This is a genomic window from Mameliella sp. AT18, assembly GCF_028807275.1.
Taxonomy (GTDB): domain Bacteria; phylum Pseudomonadota; class Alphaproteobacteria; order Rhodobacterales; family Rhodobacteraceae; genus Antarctobacter; species Antarctobacter albus.
On record NZ_JARAMO010000249.1, the window covers coordinates 1 to 14,641 of the forward strand.

The 14,641-nt window shown below is 65.0% G+C and carries 15 protein-coding genes; 11 read left to right on the forward strand and 4 right to left on the reverse strand.

What is annotated here, in order from left to right:
• Window positions 1-48: 48 nt before the first annotated feature.
• Complete coding sequence (locus tag PVW46_RS21405; protein ID WP_069211256.1) at window positions 49-1,227, reverse strand: acetyl-CoA C-acyltransferase family protein; 1,179 nt, start codon at window positions 1,225-1,227, stop codon at window positions 49-51.
• Window positions 1,228-1,359: 132 nt separating this feature from the next.
• On the opposite strand from PVW46_RS21405, the gene PVW46_RS21410 reads away from it, so the two are divergent.
• Window positions 1,360-1,668, forward strand: coding sequence for an EthD family reductase (locus PVW46_RS21410; protein ID WP_043143882.1), 309 nt, complete (start codon window positions 1,360-1,362; stop codon window positions 1,666-1,668).
• 21 nt (window positions 1,669-1,689) lie between these two features.
• Here the strand turns inward: PVW46_RS21410 and PVW46_RS21415 are convergent, their stop codons facing one another.
• Window positions 1,690-3,030, reverse strand: a complete 1,341-nt coding sequence (locus PVW46_RS21415) for a mechanosensitive ion channel family protein (protein WP_043143880.1) — start codon at window positions 3,028-3,030, stop codon at window positions 1,690-1,692.
• Window positions 3,031-3,141: 111 nt separating this feature from the next.
• Here PVW46_RS21415 and PVW46_RS21420 point away from each other — a divergent pair, with 111 nt between their 5' ends.
• Window positions 3,142-4,101 carry a PLP-dependent cysteine synthase family protein gene (locus tag PVW46_RS21420; RefSeq protein WP_043143877.1) on the forward strand — a complete coding sequence of 320 codons (960 nt, stop codon included), beginning with the start codon at window positions 3,142-3,144 and terminating at the stop codon, window positions 4,099-4,101.
• A gap of 103 nt (window positions 4,102-4,204) precedes the next feature.
• On the opposite strand, the gene PVW46_RS21425 is transcribed toward PVW46_RS21420, so the two are convergent.
• Window positions 4,205-4,327 (reverse strand): hypothetical protein, encoded by a 123-nt coding sequence (locus PVW46_RS21425; protein WP_263281699.1) that lies wholly within the window; start codon window positions 4,325-4,327, stop codon window positions 4,205-4,207.
• 295 nt (window positions 4,328-4,622) lie between these two features.
• On the opposite strand from PVW46_RS21425, the gene PVW46_RS21430 reads away from it, so the two are divergent.
• The 5 genes from PVW46_RS21430 to PVW46_RS21450 all read left to right on the forward strand — a co-directional run bounded on the left by PVW46_RS21430 (window position 4,623) and on the right by PVW46_RS21450 (window position 9,984).
• The gene (locus PVW46_RS21430) at window positions 4,623-5,543 is read left to right on the forward strand and encodes a Hint domain-containing protein (protein WP_069211257.1); all 921 of its coding nucleotides are present in this window, start codon (window positions 4,623-4,625) and stop codon (window positions 5,541-5,543) included.
• Between the two features lie 252 nt (window positions 5,544-5,795).
• Window positions 5,796-7,214, forward strand: a complete 1,419-nt coding sequence (gene leuC, locus PVW46_RS21435) for a 3-isopropylmalate dehydratase large subunit (protein ID WP_069211258.1) — start codon at window positions 5,796-5,798, stop codon at window positions 7,212-7,214.
• 12 nt (window positions 7,215-7,226) lie between these two features.
• Complete coding sequence (gene leuD, locus PVW46_RS21440) at window positions 7,227-7,832, forward strand: 3-isopropylmalate dehydratase small subunit (RefSeq protein WP_043143873.1); 606 nt, start codon at window positions 7,227-7,229, stop codon at window positions 7,830-7,832.
• A 386-nt stretch (window positions 7,833-8,218) separates the two neighbouring features.
• Complete coding sequence (locus PVW46_RS21445; RefSeq protein WP_083242480.1) at window positions 8,219-9,040, forward strand: hypothetical protein; 822 nt, start codon at window positions 8,219-8,221, stop codon at window positions 9,038-9,040.
• A 23-nt stretch (window positions 9,041-9,063) separates the two neighbouring features.
• Complete coding sequence (locus PVW46_RS21450; RefSeq protein ID WP_069211260.1) at window positions 9,064-9,984, forward strand: endonuclease/exonuclease/phosphatase family protein; 921 nt, start codon at window positions 9,064-9,066, stop codon at window positions 9,982-9,984.
• On the opposite strand, the gene PVW46_RS21455 is transcribed toward PVW46_RS21450, so the two are convergent.
• Window positions 9,920-10,843 carry a Rossmann-fold NAD(P)-binding domain-containing protein gene (locus tag PVW46_RS21455; protein ID WP_274577525.1) on the reverse strand — a complete coding sequence of 308 codons (924 nt, stop codon included), beginning with the start codon at window positions 10,841-10,843 and terminating at the stop codon, window positions 9,920-9,922. The two genes, PVW46_RS21450 and PVW46_RS21455, sit on opposite strands and share 65 nt — an antisense overlap.
• A 93-nt stretch (window positions 10,844-10,936) precedes the next feature.
• On the opposite strand from PVW46_RS21455, the gene PVW46_RS21460 reads away from it, so the two are divergent.
• The 4 genes from PVW46_RS21460 to PVW46_RS21475 all read left to right on the forward strand — a co-directional run bounded on the left by PVW46_RS21460 (window position 10,937) and on the right by PVW46_RS21475 (window position 14,541).
• Window positions 10,937-11,848, forward strand: a complete 912-nt coding sequence (locus PVW46_RS21460) for a LysR family transcriptional regulator (protein ID WP_069211261.1) — start codon at window positions 10,937-10,939, stop codon at window positions 11,846-11,848.
• Window positions 11,849-11,908: 60 nt separating this feature from the next.
• On the forward strand, window positions 11,909-13,012 hold the full coding sequence (leuB, locus tag PVW46_RS21465) for a 3-isopropylmalate dehydrogenase (protein WP_043143865.1): 1,104 nt from the start codon (window positions 11,909-11,911) through the stop codon (window positions 13,010-13,012).
• Between the two features lie 71 nt (window positions 13,013-13,083).
• Window positions 13,084-13,467, forward strand: a complete 384-nt coding sequence (locus tag PVW46_RS21470) for a hypothetical protein (protein ID WP_069211262.1) — start codon at window positions 13,084-13,086, stop codon at window positions 13,465-13,467.
• A gap of 99 nt (window positions 13,468-13,566) precedes the next feature.
• Window positions 13,567-14,541, forward strand: a complete 975-nt coding sequence (locus PVW46_RS21475) for a DMT family transporter (protein ID WP_069211263.1) — start codon at window positions 13,567-13,569, stop codon at window positions 14,539-14,541.
• The last annotated feature ends 100 nt before the right edge of the window (window positions 14,542-14,641 follow it).

The window sequence follows — 14,641 nt, forward strand, 5'->3', positions numbered from 1 at the left end:
GGGGAGCGCGAGGGGCTGGCCCCTCGCTCTTTTCTCCGTTGGCCGGTGTCAGATCCGCTCTATCGCCAAGGCGATGCCCTGACCGCCGCCGATGCACATAGTGATCAGCGCCTTGGATCCGCCGGTGCGTTCCAGCTCGTAAAGCGCCTTGACCGTGAGGATCGCGCCCGTTGCGCCGACCGGGTGGCCAAGGGCGATGGCGCCGCCGTTTGGGTTCACCTTCGCCGGGTCGAGGCCCAGCTCCTTGTTCACCGCCAGGGCCTGCGCGGCAAAGGCCTCGTTCGATTCGATCACGTCGAAGTCGGCAACGCCCAGGCCCGTACGCTCGAGCAGGGACATCACCGCCGGAACCGGACCGATGCCCATGACCTCGGGGCGCACACCGGCATGGGCATAGCCCAGCACGCGGGCGCGCGGTTTCAGGCCGGCGTTTTCCGCCGCCGAGGCACGCGCCAGCACCAGCGCCGCCGCGCCGTCGTTGATGCCGCTGGCATTGCCTGCCGTCACGCTTCCGTCTTTCTGGAAGACCGCGCGCAGGCCGGAAAGCGCCTCCAGCGTGGTGGCCTTGGGGTGTTCATCGGTGTCGAAATCCACCATGTCGCGCTTCTTGCGCACCTGCACCGGCACGATCTGCTCGGCGAACCGTCCTTCGGCGATGGCTTTGGCGGCGCGTTCCTGGCTTTCCAGCGCAAAGGCGTCCTGCGCCTCGCGGGAAATGTCATGCTCCGAGGCAACGTTTTCGGCTGTCACGCCCATGTGGCCGGTGCCGAAGGGGCAGTTCAGCGCGCCCAGCATCATGTCCAACGTCTTGACGTCGCCCATCTTGGCGCCCCAGCGCTGATCGGTGATCGCGAAGGGAGAGCGCGACATCGCCTCGGCTCCGCCGGCCAGCGCGAAGTCTGCATCGCCCAGCATCAGCGACTGCACCGCAGAGACGATCGCCTGCGCGCCGGACCCGCAGAGCCGGTTGACGTTCATCGCCGGGGTGCTGTCGGGAATGCCCGCCTGCATCGCCGCCACGCGGCTGAGGTACATGTCGCGCGGTTCGGTGTTGATGACATGGCCGAACACGACGTGCCCGATCTGCCCGCCCTCGACGCCCGCGCGTTCCAGCGCGGCCTTTGCCGCCGCTGTCCCGAGGTCAATGGGCGGCGTGCCTGCAAGGCTGCCGCCGAACGTTCCGATGGCGGTGCGCGCACCGCTCAGGATGACGATATCTTCGCTCATGGTCCCCTCCTGGATCTGGGGCGACTATGCGCGCGCGACATGGGTTTGTCAGCCCTCGGGACGGGTTTGCAAATTGAGACGTAACGGCACGCCACCTGTGGTAAACCGGACGGACAACAGGGAGGAAGTGTTATGTCCAGCAGCGTTCAGGTGCTCTATCCGGCGACGGAAGGCACCCATTTCGACTATGACTACTACGTCAACACGCATCTCAAGATGGTGGCCGAGATCTGGGGTCCTTACATGAAGACCGCCATTGCCACCAAGGGCCTGTCCGGCGGTCCCGATACGCCGCCGGGCTTTCATGCCATCGCGACGCTGGTCTTCAAGGACGGAGCCGCCTTGAAAGAGGGAATGGCCAAGGCGCAGCCGCTGTTGGATGACATCCCGAAATTCACCGATTGCCAGCCGCAGATGCTGATCGGCGAGGTGATCGGCTGAAGCACCCTGTGGCCGCGTCCGTCAGTCCATGACGGGCGCGGCCGGATCTGCATCCTTCAGCACCCGCACCTCGCGTTGCGGGAAGGGGATCGAGATGTCGTTGGCCTGGAAGGCGTCCCAGAGGGCGAGGTACACGTTGCCCCGGATGTTCGTCAGCCCGCCCGTGGGGTCGGTGATCCAGAAGCGCAGGACATAGTCTACCGAGGAATCGCCGAAGCCGATGATGTGGCAGACCGGGGGCTTGTGGCTGAGCACCCGGTTCACGCTTTGCGCAGCGGCGATGGCGATGCGGCGCACTTCGTGCGGGTCGTCCTGGTAGGAGGTGCCAAAGTGGATGTCGAGCCGCACGAAGTCGTTGGAATGCGACCAGTTCACCACTTGCCCGGTGATCAGATCCTCGTTCGGGATCAGATATTCCCGGCCATCCCGCGTGACCACGCTGACATAGCGCGCGCCCAGGGACTCGATCCAGCCAAAGGTCTCGCCCAGGCTGATGACGTCGCCGGGCTTGATCGACTTGTCGAGCAGGATGATGATGCCGGAGACGAGGTTCGACACCACCTTTTGCAGGCCAAAGCCAAGGCCCACGCCGATGGCGCCCGACAGCACCGCCAGGCCGGTCAGGTCCACCCCCACCGATTTCAGCGCGATGAAGAAGGCCGAGCCGAACAGGATCACCTGCAGGACCTTGACCGCCAGCACCTGCATCGATGGGCTGATCGCCGTGTTGCGCCGGATCGAGGCTGCCGAGGCGCCTGCCATCAGCCGGGCCATCGCCAAGAGCACCGCCATGATCACCACGGCCTTGATGATCAGCCACATCGACAGCCGCGTCTCCCCCATCGTGATCGCGATGGATTCCAGCGTGTTTTCCGCCTCGTCGGTCCAGCCGAGGATCGACAGCGTGGCCCATGTCCAGGCGCCGTAGCGCACCACCACGCCAAGTGCAGGGTTCGCGATCAGCCGGGTCGCGAAGGCGATGAACAGCCAGGCGGTCGACAGGTTCGCCACCACCCGCAACAAGAGCGAACGGTAGGACCAGGTCAGTTCCTTCATCACCAGGTAGGCGGCCCAGATCATCGCCACGAACAGGATCATCCGCATCCGCCGCTGCACGATCAGCCCGATCCGCAACCGCCATTTCGGCCAGTTCTCGCGGCTGCGAAGCCAGTCGGAATAGCGCGGCCGGATCAGGGCGCGCAGTCCCCATGCCAATAGAAAGACGGCGAGGATGATGCCGATCTGGTAGGTGGTCCAGGGCCGCATGGCCTGTCGCCACAGCAACTCGCCTTCGGCCAGCAGGAATTCCCAGAGGCCGATCAGCGCCTCGGGGTCCAGCGGCAGCGTCTCCTGTGGGTCCATGTCACCTTCCGTCGGCGCGGGTCTCGGGCCCTTAAAGAGTATTGCAAAGCGGGAACCGCGCAACCCTCTGGATTGCTTGACTTGCCGAGGAGGGCGGCGCAGCTTCCGGCCATGATCCTCACTTCTGCCATTGACGCCATCGGGAACACGCCGCTGATCGACCTCACCCGCGTTTGCGCCGCGCTGGGGGTCGAGGGGCGTATCCTGGCCAAGCCCGATTTCCTGTTGCCGGGGTTTTCCAAGAAGGACCGGGCGGCCCGCGCCATCATTCAGGCGGCGCGCGAAAGCGGCGTGTTGCAACCCGGGCAGCCGGTGGTCGAGCTGACCTCGGGCAACATGGGCACCGGGCTGGCCATCGTCTGCGGCATCCTCGAGCATCCGTTCATCGCGGTGATGAGCCGGGGCAATTCGGTCGAACGGGCGCGCATGATGGCGGCGTTGGGCGCCCAGGTGGAGCTGGTCGACCAGGCGCCGGGGGGTGTTCCGGGGCAGGTGTCCGGTGCGGATCTTGCGCTGGTCGAAGAGGCAACTCAGCGCATCACGCGAGACCGCGACGCCTTTCGGGCTGACCAGTTCGGCCATCCGGGCAATCCGGCGGCGCATGAAACCGGCACAGGGCCGGAACTATGGCAGCAGTCCGGCGGCACGATCGAGGTCTTTGCGGATTTCGTAGGGTCCGGCGGGACGCTGGCGGGCACGGCGCGATTTCTCGCCCCCAAGGGCGTGCGCTGTTACGCGGTCGAACCCCGGGGCGCCGAGGCCATCGGCGGCGGGGATACCAGGCATCCGGACCACCCGATACAGGGCGGCGGCTATGGCATGGCGGACCTGGTCCACCTGCGTGACGCGCCGCTGTCGGGAACTCTGACCGTCAGCGGCGACCAGGCGCGGGACCATGCCCGCCTGCTGGCGCGGACAGAGGGGCTGTTCGCCGGCTATTCCTCGGGCGCGAACCTTGCAGCGGCGGCAGACCTTTTGCGCGGGCCGGAACGGGGCCGCACGGTCGGGATAGTACTGTGCGACAGTGGTCTGAAATACCTTTCGACCGACCTCTGGGCGGACGCGACCTGATCGCCTGTCAAAGTCTGCCAACGAATGACGCCGCCCCGTGGGGCGGCGTGGCTTTGGCACCCGTTAGGCCGGTCCGCCCGACAGGGCGACCGGTGTCCCGGCATCATTCCACCAGCACGGTCAGCGGGGTGATCCCGCTTGATTCCACGCGGGCCTGCACGCTGAACGCGGCCACGATCAGCACGGCGATCAAGCCAAGGTTGACGATGTTCAATGCACTGCGCATCGGATGCCTCATTTCCTCATGTAGCGGGTACGCATTGCCCCGTCACTCGGATCAAGATTTTCGGAAGTCTTGCGCGGATTTCCCCGCGAACCGCCGGAAAATGGGCCAGATCCGGAGATGCCACAAGGGGGCCGCGTCAGTTTGTCCGCAACCCGGGGCGGTCATGCGCCCGTGCCCGGCAAATCCCCGCCGTCGGCGCTTTTCATTGCCAGTTTGCAGATAAGCTGACAGGGTCGGGCAAACCCGGGAGAGCCGTGTTTCACGGCGGGTCATTGTCTGGAGAGGATTTGTATTCATGGGTCAGTTCACCGTTCTGTCCGCCACCTACTACAGCCAGTTTACCATCGGCGGCGTGCCATCGGGCTGGAACAAGCAGGGCGACACGATCAACAACCCGGTCTACGGCTCTTCGATCTACGAGGAGCAGGGCGGCCCGATCGACGAGGAAGTCGAACAGGGAGAGGTCATCAACCCCGACTACTCCGCCAGTGACGCAACCTACCTGGGCAAGGTGACCTTTGGCGGGCGCGACTTCTACTTTATCCAGGACCAGTTCGGCTACCTGCTCGGCTCGACCGAGGCGAACGTACCCTATTCCGAATTCCCGAACTCCATCGATCCCAGCGACGTGCTGAACGAGAACATGCCCGCCTGTTTCCTGACAGGTACGGGGATTTCGACGCCCGCGGGCCGCGTGGCGGTCGAGGACCTGCACATTGGATCAGAGATCCTCTCGCACGGCGGCGAGGTGGTGCGGGTGAAATGGATCGGGGTTCAGCGGGTTTCGACCCGGTTCGGCCCGGCCGAGCGCCTGATGCCCGTGCGTGTCCGCGCCGGGGCGTTGGGCGGCGGCTGTCCGGAACGGGATCTGGTGTTGACGGCGGATCATGCCCTGCTGATCGACGGGATGCTGATCGACGCGGGCGCACTGGTGAATGGCGCGGGTATCACTTGGGTGCCGCTGTCGGACCTGGGCGAGGGCTATACGCTCTACCATGTCGAGACCGAGGAACACGCGGTCATCCTGGCCGAAGGCGCCCCGGCAGAGACCTTTATCGACTACATCGGCCGTCGCGCCTTTGCGAACCATGCCGAGTATACTGCGCTTTACGGTGGGGACCGTGCCATCCCGGAAATGTCCCTGCCGCGCATCTCCTCGGCCCGGCAGGTGCCCGAGGCGCTGCGGCGCCGTCTGGCGCCCGGCCAGGTGGCCTGAGGGAGCACCTGCTCTGCCCATTGAGAGCGGTCCCGACGAGCGTCGGCGCTCTCTTGCGGGAATCTTTGCGAGGCTGTATCAGGCGGGGTCATGAAACCCCATGTCGACAGGACAGACCGCGCGCGCCTGCGCGAACGTTTCTACGGCGCCACGCACACCGTGCTGGCCCGGCTACAGGCGCGCGCCTGATCCCCGGCGCGTGCCCGCGCCACCCTTCCGACAAGCCATTCGCCAATCAACGGGAGAGGACCAATGTCCCCCAAGACGCTTTATGACAAGATCTGGGATGCCCATCTCGTCCACGAGGATGCAGACGGCACCAGCCTCATCTACATCGACCGCCACCTCGTCCACGAGGTGACCAGCCCGCAGGCCTTCGAAGGGCTGCGCATGGCGGGCCGCACCGTGCGCGCGCCGGACAAGACCATCGCCGTCCCGGATCACAACGTGCCCACCACCGAGGGCCGCGACAACCCCGACCAGATGCCCGAGGACAGCCGCATCCAGGTGGCCGCGCTGGACACCAACGCCAAGGAATTCGGCATCCACTATTACCCGGTGTCGGACATCCGCCAGGGCATCGTGCACATCGTCGGCCCCGAACAGGGCTGGACCCTGCCGGGCATGACCGTGGTCTGCGGCGACAGCCACACCGCCACGCATGGCGCATTCGGCGCGCTGGCGCATGGTATCGGCACGTCGGAGGTCGAACATGTCCTGGCCACCCAGACGCTGATCCAGTCCAAGTCCAAGAACATGAAGGTCGAGATCACCGGCAAGCTGGCGCCGGGCGTGACCGCCAAGGATATCGTGCTGCGCATCATCGCCGAAACCGGCACCGCCGGCGGCACCGGCTATGTCATCGAGTATTGCGGCGAAGCGATCCGCAACCTCTCGATGGAAGGCCGGATGACGATCTGCAACATGGCCATCGAGGGAGGTGCCCGCGCTGGCCTGATCGCGCCGGACGAGACCACCTTTGACTACGTCAAGGGCCGCCCCCACGCGCCGAAAGGCGCCCAGTGGGAGGCCGCGCTCAACTGGTGGAAGACGCTCTATTCGGACGATGACGCGCATTGGGACAAGGTGCTGACCATCCCGGGCGAGTCGATCGAACCCACCGTGACCTGGGGCACCTCGCCCGAGGACGCGCTGCCGATCTCGGCGGTCGTGCCCGCGCCCGACAGCTTCAAGGGCGGCAAGGTCGCCGCGGCTCAGCGGTCGCTCGACTACATGGGTCTCCAGCCCGGCACGCCGCTGACCGACATCCAGATCGACACCGTGTTCATCGGCTCCTGCACCAATGGCCGGATCGAGGACCTGCGCGCCGTCGCCGAGGTCGTGAAGGGCAAAAAGGTCAAGGACGGCATGCGCGCCATGATCGTCCCGGGGTCGGGCCTTGTCCGCGCCCAGGCCGAGGAAGAAGGCCTGGCCGACATCTTCAAGGAGGCCGGTTTCGAATGGCGCCTTGCGGGCTGTTCCATGTGCCTTGCCATGAACCCCGACCAGCTGTCCGAGGGTGAGCGCTGTGCCTCCACCTCGAACCGCAACTTCGAGGGCCGCCAGGGCTACAAGGGGCGTACGCACCTCGTGTCGCCCGCGATGGCCGCTGCTGCCGCGCTGACCGGTCACTTGACCGACGTACGCGCGCTGATGACCGAAAACGCCTGAGGAGTCTGACCGATGGACAAGTTCGAAAAACTCACCGGGATCGCGGCGCCCATGCCGCTGGTCAACATCGACACCGACATGATCATCCCCAAGGTCTTTCTGAAGACCATCAAGCGGTCCGGCCTGGGCGTGAACCTCTTCGACGAGATGCGCTATGACCGGCAGGGCAACGAGATTTCCGATTTCGTGCTGAACCAGCCGCAGTACCGCGAGACCGAGATCCTGGTGGCGGGCGACAACTTCGGTTGCGGATCGTCGCGGGAACACGCGCCCTGGGCGCTGAAAGATTTCGGTATCAAGGCGATCATCTCGACCTCCTTTGCCGACATCTTCTACAACAACTGCTTCAAGAACGGGCTGCTGCCGATCAAGCTGCCGCAAGAGGCGGTGGACGTGCTGATGAAGGACGCCGAAAAAGGCTCCAACGCGCGGATGATCGTCGACCTCGAGGCGCAGACCGTCACCACCTCGGACGGCGAGAGCTTCAGCTTCGAAATCGACCCGTTCAAGAAGCACTGCCTGCTCGAAGGCCTCGATGACATCGGCCTGTCGATGGAAAAGGCGCCGGCCATTGATGCCTTCGAGGCGCAGGCCGCACAGGCGCGCCCCTGGGTCTGATCCAATGAGACTCGCCCCTGCCGCAGCCCGCGGCGGGGGCGCTTCCGGCGCCGCCCGGGGTCGTGATCGCCACACTCACTAATGCCGGGTTAACGGATGACCCGATTTTCGGGCAGTCCTCTTGTGGCGGATTTTTCTTTCCCCCCAAGATATTGCGGCGCGTTCTTCACGCGCCTTTTTCGTGCCTTGGAATTGATGCAATCCCGCACCAGTACCTCCCCGAAAGGGCCATGAATCTGAGCAAGCCTCCCTTGAATGCTTGAGCGATCTGGGCAAAAGGGGCAAAACTTGGGCAAGATTGAGGCAACCCGCCGTAAAGTGCGGGCTCGGGATGGAACAAGGGCGCGGCATCGTATCGCTCCCGTCCGGAACGAAAGGGCAGAACTGTGATCACGCGAATGGTGGCCGCCGGGGCGCGGGCATTCCTTGTTGCATTGCTTGTGGCGACTCCTGCGCTGCTGATGCCGGGAACCCGTGCCGAGACCACCCAGATGATAGCCCTGATCGGCCTTGTTGCCGCCATCCTGACCCTTGTCGAATATCTTGCCGACGCGCCCTCGCTGATCGAGTTCCGTTCGGCCCCGCCGTTCAACCGCATCCGTTTCTTCTCGCTTGCGCTGACCGTGATCCTGTTGACGTTGATTTGCCGGGGCGCGGTGCTGCCGACCCCCCTGACGGACGGTCTGATCGGTTTTGGCCGCATGATCGGTGAGGCGATGGATTTCTCCTTTTCGCCCGTGCACCTGATGCTGCTGGCCGTACCCGGAGAGGCGATGGTCGAAGAGATCCGTCCGCTGGCAGGGCTGGCCTATGTCATTTCCCTTGTCACGATCCTGCTGTTCGTGGCGCTGGTTCGGATCCTGGATTGGCCGCTGGGGCGGGGTGCCTTCAATTTCTGGATCAACCTGCCGCTCTACGACCCTACCGCAGGTGGCGACATCCTGCGGCGCCTGCGCCGGGACAGCCACGTTAACGTAGCCTTAGGGTTCCTGCTGCCATTCTTGATTCCGGCGCTGCTGAAGGCCGCCGGGGTTCATGCGACGTCCTTGTCCTGGGCCGAACCGCAAACACTGATCTGGACGATGAGCGCATGGGCCTTTCTGCCGGCAAGCTTGATCATGAGGGGGGTGGCGCTGATGCGCATTGCCGACCTGATCGAGGAAAAGCGCCGCCGCGCCTACGCGCAGGCGGACCTGCAGGCGGTCTGATCCTCTTTCTCAGCTACGTTCTCGTGGCCTGGGCGGCCTGTGCCGACCCGGTGCGCCTGGCCACCTGGCACGGTGATTTCAGCCGCAAGGGGCCGGGGCTGATGCTGGCCGACCTGGAAAAGGCGCCGCCGGACCTCGGGCCGATCGTCTCGGTCGGGCCTGACGTCCTGCTGTTGACCGACATCGACTATGACGCCGGTCTGGTCGCGTTGGGAAAGCTGAACAGCCTTCTGGCTGACCAGGGCCTGCACTATCCGTATCTCTTTGCCTTGCGGCCCAATACCGGAATGGCGACCGGGCTGGACATCGACGGGGACGGCTATCGTGGCGGTCCGCGCGATGCGCAGGGCTTTGGCTGGTTCGCGGGGCAGGGCGGTATGGCACTGCTGTCGCGTTATCCGGTGGACCTGTGGGTCGATCACTCCGCGCTGTTGTGGAAGGACGTGCCGGACAGCGCGATTGCCTCTGACGACCCGGCACACGATGTGCAGCGCCTTTCCAGTTCCGCGCATTGGGCATTGCGCGTGGCAACGCCGGGCGGGGGGCTGACGCTGCTGACGCTTGCGGCCACACCGCCGGTTTTCGACGGCCCCGAGGATCGCAACGGGCGCCGCAACCGGGATGAGGTTCTGCTTTGGACCCATGTCCTTGATGAAAAGATTGGTACTTCGCCCGATACGCCCGTCGTCGTGATCGGCAATCTCAATCTTGATCCCGCTCGCGGCAACGGGCTGCATGACGCCGCGCGCCGGGTGCTGGAACACAGGCGTCTGCAGGATCCAATGCCCGGTGCGGAGACCGTGACCTGGGACAGCACCGGACCGATGCGGGTGAGTTATGTCCTGCCTGACCGGGCGCTGTCTGTCCGCGACAGCGGCGTCACGCCGCCGTCGCCGGATCTTGGGCCGCATGGTCTCGTCTGGGTCGATCTGACCCTGCCTTGAGCACTGGCGCCACGGCGGCGGCCAGTGCCTCGTCCACCGGGGTTTCCCGAAAACCCGGCAGGAGTGCCTCGAAACTTTCATGTGTCAGGCGGTGCGGCTTGTCCCAGAGGTAGCGCATCTCGACCAGTTTCGCCCCTAATGGCCAGACCGGCGCGGCCAGGCGGACGGGCCACCATGCCATGCGCCTGACCCTCACCCCGCGTCCCAGGATCTCGCCGATCTGCCTGGCCATGTCCTGCCCGGTCAGCGTGTAGCCGGGAAAGTTCACCTCCGTGAATCGCGGCAGTATCTCGCGCCGTTCCGCCAGGGCCACTGCAGCGCGCGCCATGTCGGGCAGGAAGGCCCAGGCATGCGGCACATCCGGGTCGCCGGGATAGGTCAGCACGCCCTTCTTAAGCGAGGGCGCCATCTGCAGGTCGAACCAGTTGCCGGAGGCCGCGGTATCCAGGAAGTCCCCGGCTCGTAAAAGGATCACGGGGATGCCCGCATCGCGGTAGGTCTGCTCCATCTCGATCCGCACGCGGCCAAGGGGGTTCCGGGCCGCGTGGGCGACTTCGGGCCCAAACCCCTCCGGCGCCTCCTTGCCGAAGACATAGACGTTGCCGGGCAGGATCACCGTCGCGCCAGAAGTGCGCGCCGCCGCGATCACCTGTTCAGTCAGACGTGGTATCTGCGTGGCCCAGTCCGTGTAGGCCGGGTTCCAGCCGTTCACGATAATATCTATCCCCTGTGCCGCTTGCGCCAGGTCGTCCTGTTCGCGGTCGAACAGCACAACCCGCCAACCCGCGTTCCAGAAGGCCTCTGCCGCGTTGCGTCCGAACCGCCCGCTGCCGCCCAGGATCAGCACGTTGCCCGTCATCTGACCATCCTCCATCTCACTTGCCCCCAAGTGTGCCCCATTCATCAGATTCGAGGAATTGCCAGAATGCGCAGCTCATGTATTCATGAATGAATGGATGCTATCGTCACCAAGCTTGACTGGTCGCTGGTCCAGACCTTCCTGACCGTGGCCGAAACCGGATCACTGTCAGAGGCGGCGCGGCGTCTGGGAATCTCGCAACCGACCGCCGGACGGCAGGTCCGCCAGATCGAGACCACACTGGGGTTGGAGCTATTCCGCCGCCAGCCGCGCGGACTGGCGCTCAGCGAGGCTGGCGCCGACCTGCTGCCCCATGCGCAGCGCATGGCCGAGGGGATGCGGGGGTTGAGCCTGGCCGCTGCGGGCCGGGCAGAGACGCTCTCAGGCCCCGTGCGCGTCACAGCCAGCGTCTTTACCGCGCAATATCACCTGCCGCCGATCCTTGCGAAACTGCGCGAGGAAGAGCCGGAGATCAGTATCGACCTGGTGCCCACGGACCGGTCCGAGAACCTTTTGTACCGCGAGGCCGATATCGCCGTGCGGATGTATCGCAGCGAACAGCTGGACATCGTCACGCGTCACCTGGGCGAACTGGAATTGGGGCTCTACGGGGCGAAATCCTACATCGCGCGCCGGGGGCGGCCGGAGACTTTCGAGGCGTTCCTGAACCATGATCTGGTCGGGTATGACCGCTCTGACCTGATCCTGCGCGGCATGCGCGAGATGGGCGTGGAGGCACAGCGGGACTGGTTCGCCACCCGCACCGATCATCACCCCGTCTATTGGGAGTTGATAAAGGCAGGCTGCGGCATCGGCTTTGCCCAGCGCAACATCGGCGATGCCGAACCGCTGGTGGAGCGGGTGCTGCCACAGATCCCGCTGCCGACGCTGCCGCTCTGGCTGGCGGCGCATGAGGCGGTCCGGAACACGCCGCGGATTCGCCGCGTCTGGGAGGCACTGGCCGAAGGGCTGTCGGCCCATGTGGGGCCGCAACAGGCGGGGTGATATTGACCAGACTGCCCCCGCGCGCTAGGGGCCTGACGTCACGAATAGGAGAGCCCGACCATGTCCAACCCTTCGCTTCTCATCCTGCCGGGCGACGGCATCGGCCCCGAGGTCATGGCCGAGGTCCGCAAGGTCATCGACTGGTACGGCGCAAAGCGCGACCTGGCCTTTGATGTGTCCGAGGACCTGGTGGGCGGCGCGGCCTACGACGCGCACGGCACACCGCTGCACGATGACACGATGGCCAAGGCACAAGAAGTGGACGCGGTCCTTCTGGGCGCCGTCGGCGGCCCGAAATACGACGTGCTGGATTTCAGCGTGAAGCCCGAGCGTGGCCTTCTGCGCCTGCGCAAGGAAATGGACCTCTATGCCAACCTGCGCCCGGCCCAGTGCTTTGACGCGTTGGCGGATTTCTCGTCGCTGAAAAAGGATGTGGTCGCCGGCCTGGACATCATGATCGTGCGCGAGCTGACTTCGGGCATCTATTTCGGCGAGCCGCGCGGCATCATCGAAGAGGGCAACGAGCGCGTGGGCATCAACACCCAACGCTACACCGAGTCGGAGATCGACCGCGTGGCGCGGTCGGCGTTCGAACTGGCCATGAAGCGCGACAAGAAGCTGTGCTCGATGGAAAAGGCCAACGTCATGGAATCCGGCGTGCTCTGGCGCGAGGTGGTGACCGAGGTGGGCAAGGATTACCCCGAGGTCGAGTTGAGCCACATGTACGCCGATGCGGGCGCAATGCAGTTGTGCCGCTGGCCCAAGCAATTCGACGTCATCGTGACCGACAACCTGTTCGGCGACTTGCTGTCCGATGCCGCTGCCATGCTGACCGGCAGCCTTGGCATGTTGCCTTCGGCCAGCCTTGGCGCGCCGATGGCGAATGGCCGTCCCAAGGCGCTGTACGAGCCGGTGCACGGCTCGGCGCCCGACATTGCGGGCCAGGGCAAGGCGAACCCGATTGCCTGCATCCTGTCGTTCGCGATGGCGCTGCGCTACAGCTTTGACCTTGGCGACGAGGCCACCCGCCTGGAACAGGCCGTGGAAAAAGTGCTGGCCGACGGTGCGCGCACCGCGGACCTGCTGGGCGAAGAAGGCGTCGATCCGGTTTCGACCAGCCAGATGGGCGACGCCATCGTTGCCGCGCTGGACGCCTCGCTCTAAGAAATTCCCGTCTCGACAGGGATGCCCGGGCCGGACAGGATCACCCTGTCCGGCCCGAAAGGTTTCTGCCCATGTTGCGTCCCGCCCTGATCACCTGCCTCCTTGCGTCGCCCCTCGTCGCCGAGGAGGTCCAGATCCTGCCCGGCTATTCCGATTTCCGTGTGCCATCGGCGCAGGTGACGGACATGCCGATGTCCCTTGTCCAGGACCTGGTCCTTGGGTTTCCGGGTGAAGGCGAGGGCCTGCCCTGGTTGGACCTGACCGCAGGGATCACGGACGGGCGGCTGGTTATCGAGGTCACGGAGGACGGTCTGGCCGATGATTCGACCCGTGCCCTTCAACGCCGGTTCGAGTTCCTCCGCGCTGATGGAGGCTGGCAGCTTGTCGCCTTTGGCCATCGTCAACGCTGTTGGCGGGGCAACACCGATGACTGGACGGACCAGCCCTGCCCCTGACCGGGCAAAGTTGCGCCCATCCCCCTTGCGTTCCAGCGGCAATCATCCTGTGATAGCGTTAACAAGCGGCGCCAACCGACTCAGCTTTACGGATTCCGGATGTCTCACAACGCCAAAGGCGCCCTTTTGGCGCTGCTCGCTTTCGGGGTGTTCTCGCTTCACGACGTGATCGTGAAGTGGCTGGGGGCCAGTTACAGCCCGGTGCAGATCGTCTTTTTCAGCGGGTTGTTTTCCTTTCCGCTGCTGACGCTGATCCTGATCCGCGAATCGCAGCCCGGCACTTTGCGGCCGGTGCATCCCTGGTGGCTGATGGTGCGGACCCTGTCTGCTGTCATCACGGGTCTGTCGGCCTTTTATGCGTTTTCCGTTCTGCCGCTGGCGCAGGTCTATGCGATTCTCTTTGCCGCCCCCCTGCTGATCACCCTGCTGGCGATTCCCATCCTGGGCGAACAGGTGGGTCTGCGACGCGGCATAGCGGTGATCGTCGGTCTCTGCGGCGTTCTGGTGGTGCTGCGCCCCGGCGGAACAGAGCTGAGCCTGGGGCACCTGGCGGCGCTGGTTGCCGCCTTTGCCAGCTCCCTGGCCTCGATCATCGTGCGCAAGATCGGCCAAGACGAACGCAGCGTCGTCATGCTGCTCTATCCGATCCTGACGAATTTCATCGTCATGGGCGCGGCGCTGCCCTTTGTCTACAAGCCGATGCCGGCGCTCGAACTGGGGGGGCTGGCGTTGATGTCCGTCATGGCGTTTGCGGCCTCGGCGCTGGTCATCATGGCCTACAAGACGGGCGAGGCCGTGGTCGTCGCCCCGATGCAGTATTCGCAGATCCTCTGGGCGGTTTTCACAGGGGCGGTCTTCTTCAACGAATACCCCGACACCTGGACGGCAGCGGGCGCGGGAATCATCATTGCCAGCGGCACCTACATCGTGCTGCGCGAAGGCGGAAAATCCTCGACCAACCGTCCGGTGCTGCGGTCCCGGACCCGGTTCGAGACCGGGATCGTGCCCCGTGTGCGGTTTTTCAGGAAAGACCGGACGCCGCGCGCGAAAGACCCGCGGCAAGCGCACGATTGAGCCTTGCCAAAGCCCCGGCGCTGGGCTATCCCGCCCGCCACGGTCGGAGTGTAGCTCAGCCTGGTAGAGCACTGTCTTCGGGAGGCAGGGGCCGGAGGTT

Coding starts and splice junctions, on each gene's coding strand:
- PVW46_RS21470 (WP_069211262.1), top strand. CDS start 13,084: ATGTTGCGTCCCGCCCTGATCACCTGCCTCCTTGCGTCGCCCCTCGTC.
- PVW46_RS21420 (WP_043143877.1), top strand. CDS start 3,142: ATGATCCTCACTTCTGCCATTGACGCCATCGGGAACACGCCGCTGATC.
- PVW46_RS21405 (WP_069211256.1), bottom strand. CDS start 1,227: ATGAGCGAAGATATCGTCATCCTGAGCGGTGCGCGCACCGCCATCGGA.
- leuD (WP_043143873.1), top strand. CDS start 7,227: ATGGACAAGTTCGAAAAACTCACCGGGATCGCGGCGCCCATGCCGCTG.
- PVW46_RS21460 (WP_069211261.1), top strand. CDS start 10,937: ATGGATGCTATCGTCACCAAGCTTGACTGGTCGCTGGTCCAGACCTTC.
- PVW46_RS21475 (WP_069211263.1), top strand. CDS start 13,567: ATGTCTCACAACGCCAAAGGCGCCCTTTTGGCGCTGCTCGCTTTCGGG.
- PVW46_RS21415 (WP_043143880.1), bottom strand. CDS start 3,030: ATGGACCCACAGGAGACGCTGCCGCTGGACCCCGAGGCGCTGATCGGC.
- leuC (WP_069211258.1), top strand. CDS start 5,796: ATGTCCCCCAAGACGCTTTATGACAAGATCTGGGATGCCCATCTCGTC.
- PVW46_RS21430 (WP_069211257.1), top strand. CDS start 4,623: ATGGGTCAGTTCACCGTTCTGTCCGCCACCTACTACAGCCAGTTTACC.
- PVW46_RS21410 (WP_043143882.1), top strand. CDS start 1,360: ATGTCCAGCAGCGTTCAGGTGCTCTATCCGGCGACGGAAGGCACCCAT.
- PVW46_RS21455 (WP_274577525.1), bottom strand. CDS start 10,843: ATGACGGGCAACGTGCTGATCCTGGGCGGCAGCGGGCGGTTCGGACGC.
- PVW46_RS21425 (WP_263281699.1), bottom strand. CDS start 4,327: ATGCGCAGTGCATTGAACATCGTCAACCTTGGCTTGATCGCCGTGCTG.
- leuB (WP_043143865.1), top strand. CDS start 11,909: ATGTCCAACCCTTCGCTTCTCATCCTGCCGGGCGACGGCATCGGCCCC.